This is a genomic window from Acidobacteriota bacterium (assembly GCA_016716435.1).
GTDB lineage: Bacteria > Acidobacteriota > Blastocatellia > Pyrinomonadales > Pyrinomonadaceae > OLB17.
The window spans coordinates 1026583-1049336 of sequence record JADJWI010000008.1; the positions used below are offsets into that span (position 1 = coordinate 1026583).

The 22754-nt window shown below is 55.2% G+C and carries 16 protein-coding genes; 14 read left to right on the plus strand and 2 right to left on the minus strand.

Annotated features, from left to right (window positions below; genetic code table 11):
- Positions 1-155: 155 nt before the first annotated feature.
- The 4 genes from IPM21_16630 (at position 156) to ribD (ending at position 5883) form a co-directional block, all read left to right on the plus strand.
- On the plus strand, positions 156-2042 hold the full coding sequence (locus IPM21_16630; protein MBK9165499.1) for an HD domain-containing protein: 1887 nt from the start codon (positions 156-158) through the stop codon (positions 2040-2042).
- Positions 1999-3636 (plus strand): hypothetical protein, encoded by a 1638-nt coding sequence (locus tag IPM21_16635; GenBank protein MBK9165500.1) that lies wholly within the window; start codon positions 1999-2001, stop codon positions 3634-3636. The genes IPM21_16630 and IPM21_16635 overlap by 44 nt, the downstream gene beginning before the upstream one ends.
- Positions 3637-3720: 84 nt before the next feature.
- The gene (ftsY, locus tag IPM21_16640; GenBank protein ID MBK9165501.1) at positions 3721-4749 is read left to right on the plus strand and encodes a signal recognition particle-docking protein FtsY; all 1029 of its coding nucleotides are present in this window, start codon (positions 3721-3723) and stop codon (positions 4747-4749) included.
- Positions 4750-4779: 30 nt separating this feature from the next.
- On the plus strand, positions 4780-5883 hold the full coding sequence (gene ribD / locus IPM21_16645; protein MBK9165502.1) for a bifunctional diaminohydroxyphosphoribosylaminopyrimidine deaminase/5-amino-6-(5-phosphoribosylamino)uracil reductase RibD: 1104 nt from the start codon (positions 4780-4782) through the stop codon (positions 5881-5883).
- 20 nt (positions 5884-5903) lie between these two features.
- Here the strand turns inward: ribD and IPM21_16650 are convergent, their stop codons facing one another.
- On the minus strand, positions 5904-7373 hold the full coding sequence (locus tag IPM21_16650; protein MBK9165503.1) for a DUF1501 domain-containing protein: 1470 nt from the start codon (positions 7371-7373) through the stop codon (positions 5904-5906).
- Between the two features lie 3 nt (positions 7374-7376).
- Positions 7377-9527, minus strand: coding sequence for a DUF1800 domain-containing protein (locus IPM21_16655; GenBank protein MBK9165504.1), 2151 nt, complete (start codon positions 9525-9527; stop codon positions 7377-7379).
- Between the two features lie 147 nt (positions 9528-9674).
- Here IPM21_16655 and rsmA point away from each other — a divergent pair, with 147 nt between their 5' ends.
- From rsmA to rpoN, 10 genes are all read left to right on the plus strand, one after another.
- Positions 9675-10493 (plus strand): ribosomal RNA small subunit methyltransferase A, encoded by an 819-nt coding sequence (rsmA, locus tag IPM21_16660; protein MBK9165505.1) that lies wholly within the window; start codon positions 9675-9677, stop codon positions 10491-10493.
- A gap of 58 nt (positions 10494-10551) precedes the next feature.
- Positions 10552-12240: a ribonuclease J gene (locus IPM21_16665; protein ID MBK9165506.1), complete on the plus strand. Its 1689-nt coding sequence runs from the start codon at positions 10552-10554 to the stop codon at positions 12238-12240.
- A gap of 12 nt (positions 12241-12252) precedes the next feature.
- Positions 12253-12702: an ACT domain-containing protein gene (locus IPM21_16670; protein MBK9165507.1), complete on the plus strand. Its 450-nt coding sequence runs from the start codon at positions 12253-12255 to the stop codon at positions 12700-12702.
- A 232-nt stretch (positions 12703-12934) separates the two neighbouring features.
- Entirely contained in the window at positions 12935-13477 is a 543-nt protein-coding gene (locus IPM21_16675; GenBank protein ID MBK9165508.1) for a hypothetical protein, read from the plus strand.
- 764 nt (positions 13478-14241) lie between these two features.
- The gene (locus tag IPM21_16680; protein MBK9165509.1) at positions 14242-15018 is read left to right on the plus strand and encodes an SDR family NAD(P)-dependent oxidoreductase; all 777 of its coding nucleotides are present in this window, start codon (positions 14242-14244) and stop codon (positions 15016-15018) included.
- 67 nt (positions 15019-15085) lie between these two features.
- A complete protein-coding gene (gene uppP / locus IPM21_16685; protein ID MBK9165510.1) occupies positions 15086-15982 on the plus strand; it encodes an undecaprenyl-diphosphatase UppP in 897 nt (298 codons plus the stop codon).
- Positions 15983-15994: 12 nt separating this feature from the next.
- On the plus strand, positions 15995-17695 hold the full coding sequence (recJ, locus tag IPM21_16690) for a single-stranded-DNA-specific exonuclease RecJ (protein ID MBK9165511.1): 1701 nt from the start codon (positions 15995-15997) through the stop codon (positions 17693-17695).
- A gap of 3 nt (positions 17696-17698) precedes the next feature.
- A complete protein-coding gene (lptC, locus tag IPM21_16695) occupies positions 17699-20296 on the plus strand; it encodes an LPS export ABC transporter periplasmic protein LptC (protein ID MBK9165512.1) in 2598 nt (865 codons plus the stop codon).
- Positions 20297-20366: 70 nt separating this feature from the next.
- Entirely contained in the window at positions 20367-21065 is a 699-nt protein-coding gene (gene lptB / locus IPM21_16700) for an LPS export ABC transporter ATP-binding protein (GenBank protein ID MBK9165513.1), read from the plus strand.
- Positions 21066-21163: 98 nt separating this feature from the next.
- A complete protein-coding gene (gene rpoN / locus IPM21_16705; protein MBK9165514.1) occupies positions 21164-22738 on the plus strand; it encodes an RNA polymerase factor sigma-54 in 1575 nt (524 codons plus the stop codon).
- Positions 22739-22754: the final 16 nt, after the last annotated feature.

Below are 22754 nucleotides of genomic sequence, written 5' to 3' on the forward strand. Positions count from 1 at the left end.
CGTAGAAAACGTCATTTCGCGGATGGTACGGTGAGGAAATAGCCTTCAGAATCTTCTGAACTGGGGTTTAACAATAATAAATATTGCCAAACACTAACTCTTTTGCTATCCTTTCCAGTAGCGCAACGTGCGCTCCCGCCGTTCTCCATCCCGCGATGTCCAAACCTAAACTGATCTACATTGTAATCCCCACACTGCTGGTCGTCGGCCTTTTACCGCTGATTCTTACCGGCTGGTTCCTCTCTGAAAGGAGCGGGACGGAGTTGCGCGCGGTTGAAAACCGATATCAGATACAGCTCGTTCAAGAAAAGGCCCGGTCGCTTGAGATGTTCCTTCAACGGCAGCTCGACCTTGTCGGCGGCCTTTCCAGCGGATTCGCGCTTGCAGGAACGCCTGAGATCTATAATCAGGTGCGAACGGATATGCAGCTCGAAGAGAAGCTGCGCGAAAATCCCGACGTTTTAGCACTTTTCGTTACGCCACCGACCGGCGAGACCCTCGCACTCTATCGGCCCGGAAACATCGGTAAGCAGCAAATCGACACAATTGCTAATACACTGATCGCGTCATCACAGGGCTCGTCTACGATGATCTCGAGAGCGACGGTTGCCGAGGGCTCGAACGAAAGTGTAGTGGCGATCGGCTCACGCATAGGCGGAAAGGACGGTGCCGGCTCCGTCATTGCCATCGTTAGCCTAACGAATATCGGCAAAATTCTTGTTGGAAAGGACGCGGTTTCCGAAGAGCAGATGTGGGCCGCCGGCTTGCCGATCATTTTGATCGTGGACGGTGCCGGACGTGCGATATTCCATCCGGATCCGCAGGTCGCCCAGCAGCAGCGTCCACTTACCTCACTTAGGATCGTTAGCGAATGGCAGCAGTCTAGCGAACAGATTCAGTCCGGTCTCGTGCCCTTCGTCGGGGAATTCGGCGGGAATGAGCACTCGATGATCGGAGCATATTCCACAGTTGACTTCGGCCAGAATGCGAAATTTGGCGTCATTACGATGCAGGACGAGGCAAAGGCCCTTGCTTCGGTCGGCGAGATGCGCACGCAGACGTGGATCATAAGCCTTGCGTTCGGACTCTTCGCGTCACTTTTTGGCCTATTTGTGGCGCGTCAGCTCGCGCAACCGATCTTGCGTCTTTCCGAGGCGGCCGAGACCGTCGCAAATGGCGACCTTTCGACCCGTGTCGAGGTCGGCGGTGTCAAAGAAACCGCAACGCTCGGCTCTGCTTTCAATACGATGAGCGACCGGCTCGAAGAGCACATCCGTCGGCTCGCTCAAGCCGCGCAAGAAAACAGGGAACTTTTTGTCGGAACGGTTAAGGCTCTTGCCGCCGCAATTGACGGTAAGGACAAGTACACACGCGGCCATTCAGAACGCGTCGCTCGCATCTCGGTTGCGATCGGCAAGGAAATGAACTTACCCGAAGACGAGCTCGAAGCCCTCCGTATCAGTGCCTTGCTGCACGACGTCGGCAAGATCGCCATCGACGACAGCATTCTCAAAAAGCCCGCTGCTCTCACTGCTGAAGAGTTCGATATCATGAAGACCCATCCGGTCAAGGGTTACAAGATCATGTCGCAGATACCCGGAATGGACGCGTTCCTCCCGGGAATGTATATGCACCACGAGATGGTCAATGGCGAAGGCTATCCGCAAGGCTTAAAGGGCGATGAGATACCGCTGCAAGGGAAGATCGTCTCCGTCGCAGATACTTTCGATGCAATGACCATCGACCGGCCGTATTCCAAGGGAATGGTTCTCAGCGAGGCCCTCGATCGGATTCGGGGGCTTGTCGGCACACGCTACGATGGGGCGGTTGTTGAAGCTCTTGTCCGGGGATGTCAAAAAGGCTTGATCGGCCGCGGCGTTGTTCAGCAGATCGCGACGAACGTCAAAGAAGGCGAGCGCGGCGTAAATGTCGGCATCGCACAAAATCTTAAACTAAACAGCGGCCATGATTCGGCCGAGCTCCCTCAAGTTGGAAACAATGGAGTTTCAGGAGCACAAGCTACAAGAAACGTGGCAGGTTGAGGTCGGCGGAGCTGTTTACGAAGCTCAATTCGCCGAACTTCCTGACTGGATAAGCGAGGGGTCGCTGCAGCCTGACGATAAGGTACGGCGAGGCAATCTTCGTTGGATCGAGGCTCGCAAAGTACCGCAGCTTGTGCCGTTTTTCAATGCGAAGGCGAAGGGCGAACCGCTACCGGTGGTCGTTACCGAGACAAAGCAGTCGGCGGAGCCGGATACGCAGAGCGTAACTCAAGTATCATTGAATGCAGTGCCGGAGCCGCTTCCGGTTGTTCTGCCAGCTACAGCGTCGATCAAGGCCACGAAAACTTCTCCAAACGACAACAGCCATTGTATAAACCACGCTGATGTTCCTTCGAAGTATGTGTGTTCCGCGTGTGAAACCGGCTTCTGCAAGGCGTGTCCCCGGTCGTACGGCGGCAGCGTAAGGATCTGCCCAGCCTGCGGCGAGTTATGCCGCGATGCGGAAGCGGTCGCTGCTGCACGCGTTGCCGCGAGTTCGGACGCTCTAGGAGGCGATACGTTCGGCTTCGGCGATCTGGGTTATTCATTTGGTCATCCATTCAGGTTCGGAACAAGCCTGGTTTTCGGCGGTATTCTTTACACCTTTCTCTCGCTCGGGCAATCGGCCGCAGGAATCGGTGGGATCGTCATGGTCGCTACAGCACTGATCGCTGTCATGGCCACAAATGCGATCTCCTTCGGCGTGTTGGCCAACACTGTGGACAACTTCTCTAAAGGGGCGATCGATTCGAACTTCATGCCAGACTTCGAGGATTTCTCGATCTGGGAAGACGTTGTCCATCCGTTCTTCTTGAGCCTTGCTGCATATATATCGAGCTTCGGGCCATTCATCCTGGCGGCGATCATCGGGGTTTATCTGATCTTCAGTGCGGTCAGCAGCAAGGTCGAATCGATCAACGCAGATCTCGAACGCATACCCGGCACGCACTATTATTCTCAGCGTGATGTTGCTGAGCAGTCGACGGATGTAAAGCGCGTGCTTACGGAGATCGCTGATGGCAAGGATGAACAGATCGGGAGCGTGATACAGCCGAGCGGCGAGCCGACGGCTGTCGTCGATGAAGACGCCCGCGAGCAGGAGGAGCTTTGGGCGATGGCCCAGGAACATCGGAAGGCTCAGCTCGAATCGGTCGTTGGACCTTCGCCCGAGACTCGCGACGCGCAGTTTCAGGAGTTTCTGACGGGATTTCTCCAGCTTGCGGCACCGCTGGTTGTGATACTGATGTTGACCTTCCTTTGGGGCCTTATCTTGTACCCCGCGGCATGTGCTGTTGCAGGTTACACTCGCTCATTTATGGCAACGATCAATCCGGCAACCGCTCTCAATACCATCCGTCATCTGGGATTTGATTACGTCAAGCTTCTGCTTTTTGGATTGTTGCTCACGATTTTCTCGGGTATCGTTATCGCAATTCCCACTATGTTGCTTACGCCGTTCGATATGCCCGGCGTTGGGAATTTGCCGGCAAAGGCGGTCGGCGCATTCATTGGATTTTATTTCTGGGCGGTATATTGCTGCCTTATCGGCTTGATGCTTTTCCGCAACCGCGAAAAGCTTGCTTTGCCTTCTTGAGCTGCGTTTCGTAAGCACCAAAAAGCCCGTGCGTTGTTCAGCGCACGGGTTTTTTCTATACTCAAAGTTTCGCGGTTGGAATTTATGGCATTTTGGCGCAGGAAAAAGGAAGACCCTTTCTCGACATCGGTACTCGGGCTCGATAAATCCATTGAGGAATTAAAGGCCCAGGAAGAGGCGATCGAAAAGGAACTCGGCGTTCGTTTTTCGAAGGCGATCGCAAAGACGCGGGACTCGCTCAATGACCGGCTCGACGCCGTTTTTGAGGGTCGAAAGCAGATCGACGAAGGGCTTTTGGACGAGCTCGAAGAGATGCTGATCTCAACCGACATCGGCGTAAACACGACGATGCAGGTGCTGGAAGCGGTCAGAAAAGGCGTTTCGCGTAAAGAGATCAGCGACATCGATGCTCTCAAGGCGACGATGAAGAACGAATTGCTCGGGATACTTGGGCATTCGACCGGCGGAATCGCCTCTGAAACGACGGTGGATCTCGCGATCCGGCCGTACGTTCTGATGGTTGTTGGTGTTAATGGTGTCGGCAAGACCACAACGATAGGCAAACTCTCGCAGCGGATAAAGAACGAAGGAAACGAGGTGCTCATTTGCGCTGCCGATACGTTCAGGGCGGCGGCTTCGGATCAGCTTGAGATCTGGGCCGGGCGGGCCGGCGTGCCGATAATACAGCAGAAGCAGGGAACGGACCCGGCGGCGGTGCTTTTTGACGCATTGCAGGCGGCGAAATCGCGTTCGGCAGACGTGCTGATAGTCGATACCGCCGGACGGCTTCACAACAAAGCAAATCTGATGGCTGAGCTCGAGAAAATGAAGCGCATTGCTGCACGCGAGGTCGAGGGAGCTCCACATGAGACGCTGCTTGTGATCGACGCGGTAACGGGACAGAACGGGCTTGAGCAGGCCCGGCAGTTTACGAAGGTCGCGAATGTCACCGGTATCGTGCTCACAAAGCTCGACGGCACCGCAAAAGGCGGAATTGCGGTCGCGATCTCAAAAGAGCTTAACCTCCCGATACGCTACGTCGGAATCGGCGAGCAGGTCGATGACCTGATGGTTTTCGACGCAGAGCGTTATGTAAACAGCCTTTTCAATTAGACCGGCCGAAGGTGGCCAAGAGGACGAGCATTGAACGAATATACGGAAAAAGATCTTGAGCATATGCGGCGGACCCTTGAGCTCTCGCGTGCCGGAATTGGGCTTGTTTCGCCAAACCCGTTGGTAGGTTGCGTTGTCGTTTCAGAAAGCGGCGAAGTGATCGGCGAAGGCACGTACATCAAGAGCGACGTCACGCACGCCGAAGTTATCGCATTGATGAAGGCCGGAGCAAATGCGGCCGGCGGCACGGCTTACGTTTCGCTGGAACCGCACGATCATCACGGTAAAACGCGGCCATGCACCGAAGCGCTCATCAATGCCGGGATTTCGCGCGTCGTTTGTCCGATCGAGGATCCGAATCCGCTTGTTTCAGGAAAGGGTTTTGATCATCTTCGATCGGCTGGCGTCGAGGTTGTGACGGGAATTCTCGCCGAAGAGGCCGCTCGCATTAACGAAAAGTTCATCTGCTGGCACAGGAACGGAAGGCCGTTCATTCACCTAAAGCTCGCGATGTCTCTTGATGGCCGCATCTCGCTCAAGAACAGCGTCTCGACCGCACTTTCGGGCGAAGCTGCCCAGCACCGAGTTCACGAACTCCGGCACGAGCACGATGCGATAATGGTTGGAGCAACGACCGCCTCCGTCGATGACCCGTTGTTGACCGACCGCAGCGGAAAGCCTCGGCTCCGGCCGCTCGCTCGTGTGGTTTTGGACAATAGCCTTAGACTGCCGACGAGTTCGAAGCTCGCAACAACCACCGAAGAAGCTCCGACCTTCGTTCTGACCAACTGCATCGATCCGGAACGCGTCAGTCCGCTTCACGAAAAGGGTGTTGACGTAATACTGCTCGAGGGTGGAGCGAGGAATCTTGTAGGTGTACTTGATGAACTGAAACGTCGCGAGATCCAAAGCATTTTGGTCGAGGGCGGTACGGCGGTTGCCGGGGCGTTCATCGATGCAAAGCTGGTCGATAAGGTGACGTTCATCTTCGCTCCGCTGGTGATCGGCGGAAGCGAAGCACCGAATGCGGTCGGCGGCCGCGGTGCTGAATCACTTGCTGAAGCCCTGAAGCTCCGAAACGTCACCATCGCCCGCCTGGGCGATGACATCGAGATCACCGGCTACCCGAGCTAATTACACACCTACGCTAATGTTTAAGCGTTCGTCATGAACCCTAGATCGGTGACAGGGAAGTTGCCGATATTCGGGAAGACAAATGGCATATCCGCTTCACTCAGACCAAACCAGCGGGCAAGCGTTCCCGCGTATTGCTCGACGGAGGCCGTCGGGATCCACCGTCCTCTAGCACCGGTGCCGAAATCGGCGTCGTCCGGGCCGTTGTTGACCAGGGTCGGGAACGGTGTGCCGTTCGACGCGTTGATCCCGTAAAAGTCCGACGCGGTTACCGCACCGCCGATGACGAACTGGTGATTTGCCCAACCATGGTCGCTGCCGACGTTCGCACCGGTTCCGGCGGGATCGAATGTGCGGTTGAAATCCGTAAGCGTAAACTGCGTAACCTTGTCTTCAATGCCTTGTGCGGTCATCTCATCATAGAAGGCCCGCGAGGCTTGGCTGAAATGTGTAAGCAAACCCTGCTGCCCAAGCAGCTGGCCGTTGTGTGTATCAAAACCATCAAGCGAACAATAAAAGACCTGTCGATTTACCCTGAGCGAACTGCGGGCCTTTATCATTCTTGCGATCTGCTTTAGTTGATTACCAAATTCCGTGGCCGGGAAGGTGACACTTACCTCATTCGCAGAGTTCAGTGTCCGGCTGATCCGCAGAGCTTCGCTCTGAATATTGTTCGAAGCCTCCACAAGGTCTTGACCTTTCTCAAGGAGTATTTGTGTCTCAAGAGCAGCAAGCCGTGCATTAGCGATGGGTGTACCGTTATAGCCCGTCAGTGAAAAGATCGAGCTAAGCGGTGTCGGTGCGGGGCCGAGCGACAGCGGCTGCTCATTCTCGCCAACCGTGAAAAGACGCGGCCCGACTATCGAGGAAACGGTTGGAACAAGGCGGTCAGGGTTCGAGCCGAGTGTCATTTTGTCGGCAATGCGTCCTCCCCAGCCGCTGAGCATTACTGCATCCGCCCGCGAATTGTGGTGCTGCTGAGTTTGGTCCGTGTGTGAGAAAAGGTTTCGCGGCCTGACGGTTGGGTCTGCCTGAAACTGAGCACGGGTGATAGGCATAATCAGTGGCCCGACGCCGCTTACAACCGCCATCTTACCCGTATCCCAGAGCGGATGAAGCCCGGGGTTCAGTCCGTTTGCAACAGTTCCCAATGCCGGATGAAGCCCGTAAGCCGATCCGCCGATCCGCGGTACCGCTATCGGAAGCAAAGATTTCTGCGGCAGAGCGAGACCGCGTGTGCCGCGAGCCTGAAAATAGTGATCATAGCCGCTGACGGATTGATCCGAATGGAGCGGCACGATGGTATTGTTTCCGTCATTTCCGCCATTGAAATAGATACAAACGAGGGCTCGGTAATCCTGCGGCTCTTTGCCCTCCGGGGCTTGGGCAAGAGCACTCATCAGTCCGAAAGGCTGCGGGCCCGAGACAAGCCCGGCCATCGTAAGGCCCGCACCGGCATGTGCTAGAAATCGTCTTCTGGAAATTGTCATTGGTTACCTCTGGATCTGATAGGCCGATGAAACGGCGATCAAATAAACCGCGGTCCTTATCCTAAGCATCGGATTCATTGCCGGAACGGCGACAACGGCCTTCAATATCGCGTCGCGTTGTCCGGGGTGCATTCTGCCGTGCATCATTCTTGCGTTGAGGGCATCGAGCAGCATGCCGCCGGTCGGGTCGGCCTCAGCGGCGGGCACGAACTCGCCGAAGGTCAGGGAAGTGCCACGGAGCGAGTCGGTCGCGTTCGGCGTTAGCCCATCAAAGATCAGCGTGTGTAGGAAATTCGTTCGCCGGGTTGATGTGTTCGTGTTCAGCAATTCGAACTCGGGTGCAAGGATGGTCGTCCCCGGAACGTTGTAATCCGGCGAGAAGTAATTGAAAACCGTCGGCGAGTTGAACGGATTCTGACCCATCAGGTTCGAATAGCTCGCCAGGGCTCCATCGCTTCGGTTATTGCCGTTGAAATCGAGAGCCGGGAAAATTCTAGCTAGATTGGTGATCAACTGGACCGGTTCACGAAGCTTGCCGTACCGCGGGTCGGTCTTGGCATCGCCGCGCGCTTCGGGGTCGAGAAGGATCGCCCGCAGCAGTGCCTTCATATCGCCGCGTGGGCTGCCCGTTTCACCATTGAAAACGGCTGCGACGCGTTCGACGTAAGCCGGCGAGGGATCACTCGTGACCATCTGCTTGATCATCAACTTGCCAATATATGGCCCCAAATTCGGATGGTGAAAGATATTGTCAAGAGCCATGTTCAGTGACTGCTCGGCATAGTTCCTGATCTGTTCGGGGTCCGTGCAGTTCTCACATGCCGGAATGATCGGATGCGGGGCGTTCGGATATTGCAGCAGCGTCTTTGCCGAAAGGTCATGGTTCGCCGGATTGAGGATCATCGGATCCTTGTAGTTAACGATGCCCGGCGACGAGTTTTGGCAGGTGATGTTGCAGAAGGTCCAGCCCGTCAAAACCCTTGTGAATGCATTCACCGTCTCCTGGTCGTAGGTTGGAATCGGCTGGCCATTCTGTCCGAGTCGCGGGGTGCCGTTGGGATTGAGTTCATAAAGCCCGATCGAGAAAAGCTGTAATATCTCACGCGGGAAATTCTCGTTCGGGTTCGCTCGCGTGCTGCGGACCATATCGAGGTAATGCCCCATCGCCGGATTCAGCGTCATGTCATGCATTAGCTGTCGATAATTCCCGAAAGCGTTTTCCGAGAGAACCTTGTGATAAGCGACCGCGTGGCTGCTCTGTTGAACGGTCAGGCCAGACGTGACCCAAATCTGGCTAAGCGACCACGCCGTTCGATGGCGGAGTTGTGCATCACCGTAGAGGGCCTCGGTAAAGAACCACCTCTGTAGCGGGATCATTGTGTAACGCTCGCGATAGCAGTGCGGGAACGTCGAAAGGCTGCAATCCATCGGCGGATTCGTCGGCGATTGCGGCGGGTTCGGATAGGCAAAGGTCGGATACGGGGCCTCAAATTGTTCGGCAAGCCAAGTCCGAAGGCCGATGCGACGCAGTCGCATATCAAGGATCGGCGAGGGGCCAAACGCCGCCTGTTCAGCAAAGCGTTTGCGATCGCCGGAATATCGGTAGCCGACATATTCGGCATCGCTTGCGGAAGGGGCAGCCAGCGGGAAAGTTTTTGGTAGTTCGATGCCGCCGGTCCCGCCGAGCCCGATCTTCAGCATATTCGAGGCATTGCCACGCCAGCTAACATAGATAATCGAATCGCCATCGGCGATCGGTTGGCCGCGGAAGCCGCTTCGGTCGAAGAGGCGAAAACGCAAAGCAAACTCCGAGTTCGCAACACTTTGGAGTTCTTGGACGTCGAGCTCAAACGTTTTTCCGCTCCGCTGCTTGAGAAACAATCTGACCGAATTTGCCCCTTCGTTCTGACTCAGCTCGATCCCGCGAATGAATGCCGTCAACGAAGTATCGGCCGACGGATGCACGACAGTAAGCTCGCGGGCTTGCTGCTGTTTGAAGATCGGCGCGGTTTCGCGAATTAGAATTCTTTCCGCATCACTACCGGAAACAAGGATCGGCGATGGGGAATTCGGGTTCGGGTCTTCCTGAGCACTAACCGCGAAGGAGACGAGCAGCAGGGCGAGGGCCGAACGCAGGTAAATATGTCGTTTCATATGCGAAAAGGTCAATAACCAAAGTTACGCGAAAGGCAAAAAACAAGAACGCTAAATTTATAAGCGAATTGGGCCGATTTCACAACCCTTAGCCCTGCACTGAGGCGGGCTTGCTGAAGCCGTCTGCTGCGCCTAAACTCGTTAAGAATGAGCGAATCGGACATTAGACCTTTGCGGGCAAAACGTTCGCTCGGCCAGAATTTCCTGGTTGATGGAAACTACGTCCGAAAGATCGTTGCCGCGATAAAGCCACTCGCGGGCGAATTGGTGGTCGAAATCGGCCCCGGCCGGGGTGCCTTAACGGAAGGCTTGCTCGAAAGCGGAGCCGCTGTTCTTGCAATAGAACTCGACCGCGAACTCGTGCCCGAACTGCACTCGCGATTCACGCCAACCGACAGGTTCAGGGTCGTAGAGGCTGATGCAACGGAAGTTGACCTCAGTGACCTGATCGATTCACACTTCCCAGGAACTGTGCGGGCCAAGATTGTTGCGAATCTCCCGTACTACATTTCGACTGCGATACTGCAGCATCTGGCGGCGGAGCGGCATTGCCTTTCGGAACTTGTTCTGATGTTTCAACGCGAGGTGGTTGACCGAATCACGGCCCCGGCGGCAAACAGCGATCGCGGATTTCTAACGGTTATGGTTGAAGGAGCTTTTGAGGTCGAGCGGCTCTTTGATGTTCCGCCGGAAGCGTTTCGCCCACGCCCAAAGATATGGAGCTCGGTTGTTCGGCTCGTGCCTAAGCCGGAAAGCCTTGCCGACGAGCCGGCGTTTCGCGGCTTGATCAGCGCGGCATTTGCCCAAAAGCGAAAGACCATCGGCAACAATCTCAAGAGCAATTTTCCGGACGCCACTTCGGCACTCGCAGCGGCCGGTATCGACGCAAAGCGCCGAGCCGAGACGCTTGAGCTTGCTGAATGGCTTCGCCTATATGCCGAGCTCCGTTCTTCGGCGGAACAATGACGGCCGCAGATGTGCTAATATCTAAGGTTTATTGTAATTCAGAAAAGGCGGTATCTGATTGAGTAGAATAGAGATAATACCACTTGGCGGCATCGGTGAGTTCGGGATGAACTGCATGGGCATCCGTTATGGCGACGAGATGATCGTCGTCGATGCCGGGATGGGGTTTCCCGAGGAAACGCCCTATGGCGTCGATATTTCGATCCCAAACTTCGATTTTCTCGAGGAATATCGCGACGACCTAACCGCGATCATCCTTACGCATGGGCACGAGGACCACATTGGAGCTCTGCCTTATATCCTGCGGAAGTTCAATCTGCCGGTTTACGCATCGCGGTTCACACAGGCACTTATTGAGAAAAAACTCGATGAGCACGAGATGCTGAATGACGTTCTGCTACATCGCGTGCGGGCGAACGATATCGCCAAGATCGGCAATTTCGAAATCGAATTTATCCACGCTTCGCATTCGCTCGTCGACTGCTTTTCGCTTGCCATCACGACCCCGATCGGGACCGTCATACACACCGGTGATTACAAAATTGACCCGACGCCAGTTATCGGGCCGACCTACGACCTGAAAACTCTCGGAGAATATGGCGACCGCGGTGTTTTGGCCCTGCTTGGGGATTCGACCAATGCTACGGTGCCGGGACGGACGCCTTCGGAGCAGGACGTGATACCTGCTTTCCGCGAGATCTTCGAAGAAACCGAAGGCCGTCTCTTTGTCTCGACGTTTTCATCGTCGATCCATCGACTACAGATCGTTTTCGACATTGCTCATGAGTACGGCCGTAAGGTCTGCGTGCTCGGCCGCTCGATGGTCAAGAACGTTGAGATTGCCGAAGAGCTCGGCCTCATAAAGATACTTGGCGATACGCTTATCGACCTGAGCTCAGCACGGTCGTATGACGACGATGAGATCTGCTTCTTGGTCACGGGTTCGCAAGGCGAGATGCGTGCTGCACTTTGGAGTATGGCGACGTCGACCTATAAGGGAATGCAGATCGAAAAGGGGGATACAGTAGTTCTTTCGGCCCGGATGATACCGGGGAACGAGCGAAATATAAGCCGCCTGATCGGCCACCTTTATAAACGCGGTGCGAATATCATCGAGGAGAAGCGGCGATTGGTTCACGTCTCCGGCCACGCTTCGCAAGAGGACATTAAGATAGTGGTCGAGACCGCAAGGCCGAAGTATCTTGTCCCGATCCACGGCGAATATCGAATGCTCTTTCGTCACAAGGAATACGTCAAGAACCACGTCCTTGGATACGATGATTCAAATATCATTCTTATAGAGAACGGTGACATGCTTGAGATCGACGAATTCGGTGCGAGGATCGTTGAAAGGCACGAACTTCACCGCACCTTCATCGATGAAGAATCGCTCGAAGAGATCGAGTATGACGTTATCCGCGAACGGAAAAAGCTCGCTTATGGCGGAGCGATCTCGCTGGTGGTAACCGTGAACAAAAAGACCCATCAGCTGGTCGGCGACCCGCACATTACCTACAACGGCGTTGCCGGAATGTCGGATTCCTCATCTCTTGCCATGGGTACAAATGGAATCACTTTCGGAGCCGAGGCTCGGCAGGCCATTTCCACGGCCGTCGGCGAAATGAAACGCGAACAGATCGCCGACCGAGCGGTGTTCAAAGAGAATTTACGCATCCACCTCAAACGCTTTCTCCAGAAAGAACTCGGTACTAAGCCCGTCATTGTCACGACCGTGGTGGAGGTTTAGTCGCTTCCTAATATGTCTGACGCATCGCCGAATCCCGTTGAACTTCTCGCGTCGACTCAGGTAGTTGTACTACCAGAGACGTATTCGCTTGTGGGGCTTGCCGAGGCTGAATGGACGCGGCTGATCGAGGATCCGGCATTGAGTCCGCGGATGTCGACGCCATTCATGATCTTTCGTGACCCACACGAAGTTACGATGCTTCTTGACGACGTTGACTTCCGGACGATGCAACATGCACTGCGGTCGGCAAAGGTCGAACGAGGCTTTCGCTTGCTCACATTCGATACTGTAATGGATTTCACGGTGGTTGGCTTTCTGGCGGCCGTTGCGTCGATTCTCGCTGAGGCCAGCGTTTCTATCGTGGCCCTTTCGTCCTTTTCGCGTGATCACATACTGGTCAAGCAAGATGACCTTGCCCGGGCGCTGAAGGCCCTCGGGCCGCATGTTCACGAGCTTTGCTAGTTGGTTTGCATTAACTCATCCTCCATTCGAGCCGCAGGAGCTTCAGTAGCATGCGGGTAGCTCGCTTCTACTTTTCCGAATCCCCGAGTCTGTTTACCACAAAATCGCTACGTGTGTGCCATCGCACAGACGCGCACGTCGTAACACTCTAATCTCTAGAAATACACTGTTTCAAACAAGGACAGAATAGTGCCCATACTCAAACTAAAGCACGTTCTAAGGGGTTAATTATATGGAAAATCAAGCTACAAGTAGAAAGGCCGAAGGCGGAATGCTAACGGGTATATTCTCGGACAAAGACAGCACAGAGAACGCATACAAGACACTTCGCGATCGAGGATACTCGGAAAGCGAAATCAACGTCATCATGTCTGATAAAACGCGTGATCAGTTTTACAAGAACGATCCGGACTCAGAGATCGGCAACAAAGCAGCTGAAGGCACAGGCATCGGAGGAGCGATCGGCGGCACATTGGGCGCGATCATCGGCGGAGTCGCTGCGATCGGGACGAACCTCGTTCTCCCCGGCCTCGGATTGATCGTGTGGGGACCGGTTGCAGCCGCATTAGCTGGCGCAGGAGCCGGCGGACTGACAGGCGGATTGGTCGGAGCCCTGGTTGGATGGGGAATCCCGGAAGAACAGGCAAAACACTACGAGAAGGGAATCGGCGAAGGTGGAACCGTAATCGGCGTGACGCCGAAATCGCAGGAAGATTCGGACTACTTCCAGAATGAATGGAAGACGAAACACAACGCACAGCATATCTACAGCTAGACTGAGTTTGGCGAAACTCGGAGCACGGCGTTAATTCACCACGCTCCGGGGATCTAGACGAGTGTGCCGCGGGGCGGAGATTACCCTGTCTTTTTCCGCCCCAAGGCGTCTCGTCGATTTAAAGGAATACCGCAACACAACGAGAACTTCTATGAAAACCAAGACAATAGCGATAATTATGTCTCTCGCCTTAGCCGTTATGGCCGGTTGCACGTCAACCAACGATAACGCGAACCTCCGGGGGGCGAATAGCAACACGGGTTACGTCTCGAACAATTCAAACACTGCAAACAGATCGCCAATGTCCTCAAACACCGGGCAAACATACGGCTCGAATAACAGTAACTCGGTAAATGGAATGAACCGAACAAATTCAATGGTGAACGCGAGTAACGCAAACAACGCGAATAGCGCGAATAATGCAAACCGGCCGTAGTTCGGCCGCTGAGGTAAAACAAATGGATTCAACAACACTCATCATTCTCATCGTTGTCTTGGTACTTCTATTCGGCGGTGGCGGTCTTTGGTACCGGGGCCGCCGGGGTTAACAGGGGAAAGGCCCTTTAACGCATCAATTTGATTTATCTGCGTTCCCGCAAAGGAACAATGACTTGAGCCCTGCCGATCCGAAAGATCGGCACGGCTCCTTTTTTCATCGCAATTGCTCCCGGACAAACAGCTTCGTGGATCCATCGATCCTCTTCATCGGATCGCGTTGATATAGCCTTCGCTATTCGGATGAGTTTTGAGATAGTTGTACCGTTATGCCATTTAACTGGAGCGGCAAAGTCGTTTTCCTAACCGGAGCGTCGAGCGGGATCGGCGAAGGGCTTGCTCTTGCACTCGCGAAACAGGGCGCCGTTCTGGGCCTTTTAGCCCGTCGAAAAGAGTTACTTGAAGACCTGGCAGACCGCTGCCGGGCATCCGGCGGGACCGCGCGTGTTTTTCCGATCGACGTAACTGATGAAGCGGCCGTGGATGAAGCTGCCGATGAGATGCGATCGGAGTTTGGAAGAATTGATATTTTGATCGCCAATGCGGGCATCGGTGGAAATGACGAAGACACGCGATCTTATCGTCCGTTCTCGGTTAAGAAGGTCATTGACATCAATCTGCTCGGAGCGGTCAACGCGGTCCACGCTGTTGCACCGCAGATGGTTGAGCAGGGCAGCGGGCATTTGGTCGCGATCTCAAGCCTCGCGGGGTTTCGCGGACTTCCAAAGTCAGCGGCCTATTCGGCGAGCAAGGCGGGAATGACGGCGTTTTTTGAAAGCCTTCGGCTCGACCTCAAACACAAAGGCATCGATGTCACGATAATTCAGCCCGGATTTATTCGAACCCCGCTTACTTCCGGACGTGCGAATAAAATGCCCTTCCTGATGGAACTTGACGACGCGATCCCGCTATTCATCAAGGCGATTGAAAAGAAGAAGCGATTTTCCGCTTTCCCGTGGCAGCTTGCCACCATCGTCCGGGCCGGAAAGTTCATGCCCGCGTGGCTTTATGACCGCATCGCAGGAAAGGCCCGCTACCGCGAATAGCAAACGGCGACCTCAAACGCTATAATCCTCACTAGTTTGCCCACATCGCTGTCCCCGTTTCCGGTTTATGAACTATATTCAAGCGATCATCCTTGGCATTGTTCAGGGGCTTACCGAATTCATTCCAATAAGTTCGACCGCGCATCTCGTGTTCGCCAGCCGCTGGACGAGCATCTATGGCGGCGACCCGCAGCAGATAACGGCGACAATGGCCGTCATTCAGCTTGGCACGATCGCCGCGGTGCTTGTTTATTTTGCATCGGACATTCTGAACATCGCTAACGCATTTATTCGCGACCATTGGGGCGTTCTCACCCGCAAGAACCCGGTTCGCCATTCGGGCACAAGGGGCGTGCGGCCGATCTGGCTTTCGAGCGAGGCATGGCTAGGGTGGCTGATCATCATCGGATCGGTTCCGATCGGCATCGTCGGGCTTTTTTTCAAAGATTTCATCGAGGGCCCGAACACGAAGAATCTCTGGATCATCGCGACGATGCTCATCGTCATCGGCCTACTGCTTGGGCTAGCAGAATTGGTCGGAAGCCAGCGGAAAGAAATGCGGTCAATGGGCATTTTTGACGCGATCGTCGTCGGGTTGTCGCAGGTGCTTTCACTAATGCCTGGTGCAAGCCGTTCGGGCTCAACTATCATGGGCGGGCTCTTTATCGGGCTAAACCGCGAGACGGCGGCACGCTTTTCATTCCTGCTTTCAATACCGGCGATTACGGCGGCAGGACTTCTCCAACTTCGCGAGGCGTGGAGCCTTTTACCGGACGATGCTTGGGGACCGCTGATCGTCTCAACCATCGTATCTGCTATCGTCGGGTATCTCGCGATCTGGTTCCTGCTGGCGTTTTTGCGAAAGAATTCGACCTTGATCTTCATCGTTTATCGCGTCCTTTTAGGCATCATCTTGCTCGTTCTTCTCTGGCAGGGCGTGCTCAGTCCCGTGGTGAGTATTTAACGGCACGGCCAAATGCAGAAACGTTGGAAGATCGCAAAACACGACCACGCCGCCGCGTATAGGCTCGCCTCGGAACGTGGCGTCCATAGACTCGTCGCGGCGCTTATGATCGCCCGTGGACACGCGGATACTGAATCAGCACGGGTATTTCTTTCTCCTTCGCTCGACCATCTGCATCAACCCAATCTTTTGAAGGGACTTAGCGACGCGGTCGAGCGTATCGAGACCGCCATCCGCGCGAACGAGAAGATCCTTATCTGGGGTGATTATGACGTTGACGGCACTACCGGGACGGTTCTGCTTCGCAGCGTTTTGAAGATACTCGGGGCGGCGACGGAGTATCACATCCCGAATCGTTTTACCGAAGGTTATGGGGTAAACATCGAATCACTCCGAGCTGCGAAGGAGCGAGGTTGTTCGCTTGCTATCACCGTCGATTGCGGCATCCGCAGCTTTGAGCCGCTTGAATGGGCGGCGGAGAACGGCCTTGACGTGATCGTTACCGATCACCATCTTTCCGACGAAGAACGCGGCAATCCGCCGGCGGTCGCGGTGGTCAATCCCAATCAACCTGGTTGCGAGTATCCAGATAAAAACCTTGCGGGCGTCGGCGTGGCTTTCAAGCTCGCACATGCACTTCTGCGGTCGGCGGGCAAAGAAGAGCTTGTCCAGTCTTTTCTCAAGATCGCCGCCATCGGCACGGTCGCGGACATAATGCAGCTCACCGGCGAGAATCGGGCGATAGTCGCGCTCGGGCTTCGCGATCTGCCGAACACAAGCAATTACGGGCTCAAAGCATTAATGGAGGCCGCTGGCTGCACTTCCGAGATGACGAGTATGCATATCGGGTTTCGGCTCGGTCCGCGGATCAACGCTGCCGGCCGAATGGACCTCGGCCGCCATGTCGTCGAACTTTTCGAGTCTGAGGATTTCGGAGCCGCACGAAAACTCGCGGAAATGCTCGACTCGCGCAATCGCGAGCGGCAGACCGAGCAGCAAAAGATAACAGAACTCGCGCTCCTGCAGGCTGCCGAGCAAGGGACCGACGCGTTCGTCGTTGTCGCTGGCGAGGGATGGCACCGCGGAGTTATCGGACTTGCTGCGTCGCGAATTGCCGAGCGGCTTTATCGGCCGGCGATCGTTCTTTCTATTGAGAATGGAACCGCAACGGGGAGTGCCCGGAGCATCGGTAAGTTTCACCTGCTGAAAGCGCTTGAGAGCTGTTCCGAACTGTTCGATCAGTTCGGCGGACACGCGGCGGCTGCGGGAATGAAATTGCCGACGGCGAACATCGAGCTGTTGCGGCGGGCACTTTGCGACTATGCCGCCGCAGAGCTTACGGGCGATCTTTTGACGCCGGAGCTGAATATCGATGCTCGCATTTCGCCGGAATCTCTTTCGATCGGGCTCGTAAGAGAAATTGCACGAATGGAGCCGTTTGGGGCCGGAAACCCAAAGCCCGTGCTTGCGACCAAAGGGCTTGCTCTTCGCTTTGAGCCGAAGGTGATGAAAGACCGGCACCTGAAGCTTTATCTCGGCGACCGCGATGGTCGGCGTTTTGAGGCGGTTTGGTGGGACGGTGTAGAGAAAGGAAAAGAGCAAACTCTTGCAGTCGGGCGCAACATCGAAGTTGCTTATACGCTGGACGTAAACTCCTGGCAGGGAACTGAACGGCTTCAGCTTGTGATAGAGGACTTACGGGACGATAATTAAGCAATGGCCGCGAGCGAGCGAAATGTCAAGAAAATGCAGAAGCGGGCGTATTTGCCGCTCGTTATGCGCGCCGTTGCCGCGGTAGTGCTTGTGGCCACGGTCATAGGCGTGATCGTGTATTTATCACGCGGTGATGCCAATGCCGAGTTTCGTGCCCGCGGGCTTCCCGCTTCGCTTTCAAAAGACGTGATCGCGGTGGTCGATGGCTACGAACGACGCGAGGTCGAGAACGGTGTCACCAAATACGCCATCCGAGCCGACCGGGCAACTACCTTTACCGATAATCACCAGGAGCTGGAGAACGTCTTTCTTGAGGTTTTTGACGAAGAGGCTCGGCCAAACCGGATCAAGGCCGCCAGGGCGATCTATCTGCCGGGCGAGGAGAAGACGTTCAAAGTCTTTTTTGACGGCAATGTTCACGTCGATTCTGCCGACGGCCTTAAGCTTGCAACCGCGATCATTGTTTATGACCACGCCACCGGCGTTGCTGAAGCTGACCGTCCGATCCAATTCACCCGCGAGAACGTTTCTGGAAATTCCGAGTCGGCGACTGTATTCGTTAATGAAAAGCGGGTTGAGCTTCGCGGTGCCGTAGTTATTGAGGGCTCCGATGCGGTCGAAGGCGTTGCGGGTACGAATGGCCCATGGAAAATGAACTCCAACTTCGCATCCTACGATTATGGAAAGAACCTGGCAGAGCTACGCGGCGATGTAGTTGTCGAAACGACGTCTGATGTGCTGAAAGCGGGACGCGCGGCGGTTACGCTCGCAAAGGTCAGCGAGACGGCGGCCGATGTGGCTCAGGCCGAGCTTTTTGATGGCGTAAACATCGAGAGCCAGGACACGGGCGGAGAGAAGCGAACGATCACGGCAAATTACGGTAAGTACGATAAAACGGCGGGCACATTTGATCTACAGGGCAATGTTGTCATTAATGCACCGAGTGAAAATGGACCGGTGAAGCTGACCGCGGCGACGGCTCTCTACAACGAGCGTGCCCCTTCAGCCAGATTGCTCGGCGGCGGCACCATTGAGACACCGCGTGAAAGGATAAGCGGCGGCGAGATCAATGCCCAGCTTGCCCCGGGCGGAAAGCTTCGTGCAGCCTCCGTCGTCAATAATGCAAAGGTCACCCAGAATTCGACCGAGCGAAGCCTAGATCTTGCTGCCACCCGAATTGATGCTGCCTTTGATGCTTCGGGAGAGCTTACGCGTGCCGAGCTTAAAGAACAGGCGACGGCTGTTGTTATCCCTGCGAACGCGGCGGGGTATTCGAAGGCAAGCCTCGCAGCGGCCTGGTCGATCCAGATAGTTATGGATAAAGGCCTGGCGAAGACGATGATAACAGACGGACGGACAACCCTCGTCCTCGACCCTCAGGTTGGCGACAATGCCTCGACTCGGCGGACCATTCGAGCAGATAAGATAAACACAGCATTCGGTCCTGATGGTAAGACACTTGCTCGGGCCGAAGCGATCGGAAATTCAGAGCTCGACATTGAGCCCGTTAATGCCGGGCCGGAGATCTACCGGACCATCGTCGCCGCTCCGCGGTTCGATTGCGACTTTTTTCCCGGACGCAATTTTGCCCGTAAGTGCGATGCCGGCCGAGGCGTTCGGACCCGGCGTTTGCCGACGGTTGCCCGCGAGGGCCGCGGCGAGCAGGTGATGACCTCAGATACAGCGACCGCACTTTTCCGCGACGATTCGCGGGATGTGGAGACGATGACTGCCGATGGCAACGCTCGGTTCACAGAATTCGACCGAAACGCATCTGCCTCCCGGTTCGTCTTTAATGCGGCCACGGAGGTCGTACAGCTTCGCGGAGGCTCGCCGACCGCTTGGGACTCGCGTGCCCGCGGCCGTGCCCGCGAGATCGATTGGGACGTCCGCAATCAGCGGTCAAAGCTTTCCGGTAACGTCAGCACGACATATTACAGCCAGGGCTCGACCGGCAATTCGGCGCCTTTCGGCTCGGTCAACGATCCGGTTTACATCACATCAAGCACCGCCGAGATAGACCACCGCACCGAGGTAGCCGCGTTCATCGGCAATGCAAGGGCATGGCAGAAAGACAATTTCGTCAAAGGCGGACAGATCACGATCTTTCAGAAAGAGGCCCGCTTCCGAGCTGAAACCAATGTTGAAAGCCAGCTTTATGGGGTCAAGACCCGCGGCTCGGGTGGCGCTATTCCTGTTTTTGCGAACGCTGATCGAATGGACTATGACCGTGCGAGTTCGCAGATCGTTTATACCGGTACAGTACGGATCAAGCAGGGGCCGGAGCAGATAAATGCTGAGGTCGGAAAGATCTTTTTGAGCAAAGAGAACGACATCGACAGGGCCGAATTTGAGCAGAATGTGACGATCACACAGCCCGGCCGAACTGCGAGCGGCAAGTCTGCTTTCTATTTTGCCGCTGATGAGCGCGTCGTATTGCGAGGCGATCCGGCTCGTGTTCAGGACCCGCGAAGCGGCTCTACCCAATCTGCTGAGATCACCGTGTTTCTTCGAGATGATCGAGCGATAGCCGATGGCCGAAGCGAAACGAACGCCGCTGGCCGAAACCGTTCGGTTTACAAAGTTCAAAACCCAGACTAACCTCTCATTGGTGGAATCGGATAAATCATTACAAAATGGCAAGGCCGCCGGAACCCTGGTGGCCACCGAGATGCGGAAGTCCTACGGTCGCCGTACTGTGGTTGATGGCGTAAGCCTTGAGATGCACGATGGCGAGGTAGTCGGGCTGCTTGGTGCCAATGGTGCGGGCAAGACAACGACCTTTTATTTGCTTGCAGGGCTTGAACGGTCGGAGGGCGGGAATATCTTTCTCAATGGCGATGACGTGACCCGCTTGCCGATGTATCTCCGTGCCCGGCTCGGGCTTGGCTATCTTCCTCAGGAGCCATCGATCTTTCGCAAAATGACGGCAGAGCAAAACATACTCGCCGTTCTTGAAACTCGCGGGCTTTCGCGTGCGGAGCGGTTTGCGCGGCTTGAAGAGCTTCTTGAGGAATTCGGCGTCGAGCACGTCCGCAAGACGCGTGGTGATTCGCTTTCAGGTGGCGAAAGGCGTCGCGTCGAGATCGCTCGTTGCCTGGCATCGGACCCACATTTCATACTTCTTGATGAGCCCTTCGCCGGCATCGATCCGATAGCCGTCGAGGATATTCGCGAACTCATCCTCTACCTCAAAGGCCAGGGCATCGGAATATTGATCACCGACCACAACGTCCGCGAAACCCTCGGGATAACTGACCGCGCCTACATTATGTCCGAAGGAAAAATCCTCAGGTCAGGGCGGCCGGACGAATTGGTCGAGGATGCAGAGGTTCGCCGAATATATCTTGGCGAACAGTTCAAGTTGTAGCAGATAAACTTTCGCGTTTTCTCCTTAAAGAATCTATAATCGAAGTCAGCAAGCAATTTTCGCACCACAAGTCACGGTGCGGCTCCGAACATCAGTAAATGTCGTCTCTTCGCCTTACAACTTCATTGCAGCAAAAGATGGTGCTGACGCCGCAGCTCAGGCAGCGGATCGAGATGCTCCAGATGACGGCAATGGAACTCAGCGAGCTTATCGAGACTGAACTCGTCGCAAATCCGGTCCTTGAAGAGATCACTCCGGGCGAAGAGATCCAAGAGGTTTCGGAACAGATCCTTGACCAGAACGCGGATGGATTTGACGACTTTCTACACAACGGCAAACCTGCATCCGAGGGCAACGAGGTCAACGATAGCGGCCGCGATGAGGCCCGGGAGTTCGACGGCGAGACCCAGACGCAAAACGCAGAGACCGCAGAATACGAGCGCGATGGAGAATCGACGGAGAACGCTAGCGGCGACACTCAGGATTCTTTTGAAGAGGTAGATTACGGACGGGAGTTTCAGGAGTATCTCGATCCCGGGTACAAGACCCAGGAGATCGAATACAAGGACGATGCCCCTAGCTTTGAACAGTTTCTTTCGCACAAGCCGTCGCTGACCGACCACCTCGAGTGGCAGCTCTCGATGCAAGAGATCTCGGAGCGTTCACATGATGCCGCGATCGCGATAATCGGCAATCTTGATCCAGACGGCCGCCTCGCTGCCTCGGTCGAGGACATTTCGCAGATGGTCGGTGTTTCGACGGAACGAGTCGAAGAAATACGACAAATGATAATGCGGCTCGACCCCGTGGGATGTGCCGCTTTGGACGTCAAAGAATGCCTTCTCGTCCAGCTTGACGCGATGGGTGAAGGCAATTCGCTTGCCGTAACGCTTGTCCGAGACCACCTCGAGGATCTGCAACCACATCGGCTTCAGCATTTGGCAAAGGCAACAGGCGAATCGCTAGAGGTGCTGGACGCGGAGATCACTTTGATCCGCGATTTGGACCCTTTTCCCGCCCGTCCGTTCTCGGCTGAAGAGGCCGTTTTCGTGGCTCCGGAGGTGTATATCGAGAAGATCGATGAGGATTACGTCATCTATTTTGCTGACGATGGTTCACCGCGGCTCCGGATAAGCCAGACATATCACCAACTCCTCGATAAGAACGAAACGAACAAAGAAACAAAGGACTTCATCCGCGAGAAGGTGCGCTCCGCGGTCGACCTTCTGCGCAACATTGAACACCGACGGCAAACAATCTACCGTGTCGTAGAGTGCATCGTCGATCGGCAGCGTGAGTTTCTGGATAAGGGTGTTGAGTACATCAAGCCGATGATGCTCAAGGACATCGCCGAGGATATTGGGATGCACCTTTCGACGATCTCGCGCGTGGTCAACAGAAAATATGCACATACGCCACAGGGCGTCATCGAACTTCGCCGTTTCTTCAGCGAGGGTATGATGAACGAGGACGGCGAGGAAGTTTCGACCCGTATCCTGAAGCTACGAATTAAGAAGCTGATCGAAGAGGAAGATACGAAAAAGCCTCTTACGGACGATCAGGTCGTGAAGATTCTTAGCAAGGAGGGCGTAAAGCTCTCGCGTAGGACGATCGCGAAGTACCGGGACCAGATGAAGATCCCCGGTTCCCGCGAGCGCAAGACGATCATTTAAGTTTTACTGATTTCTC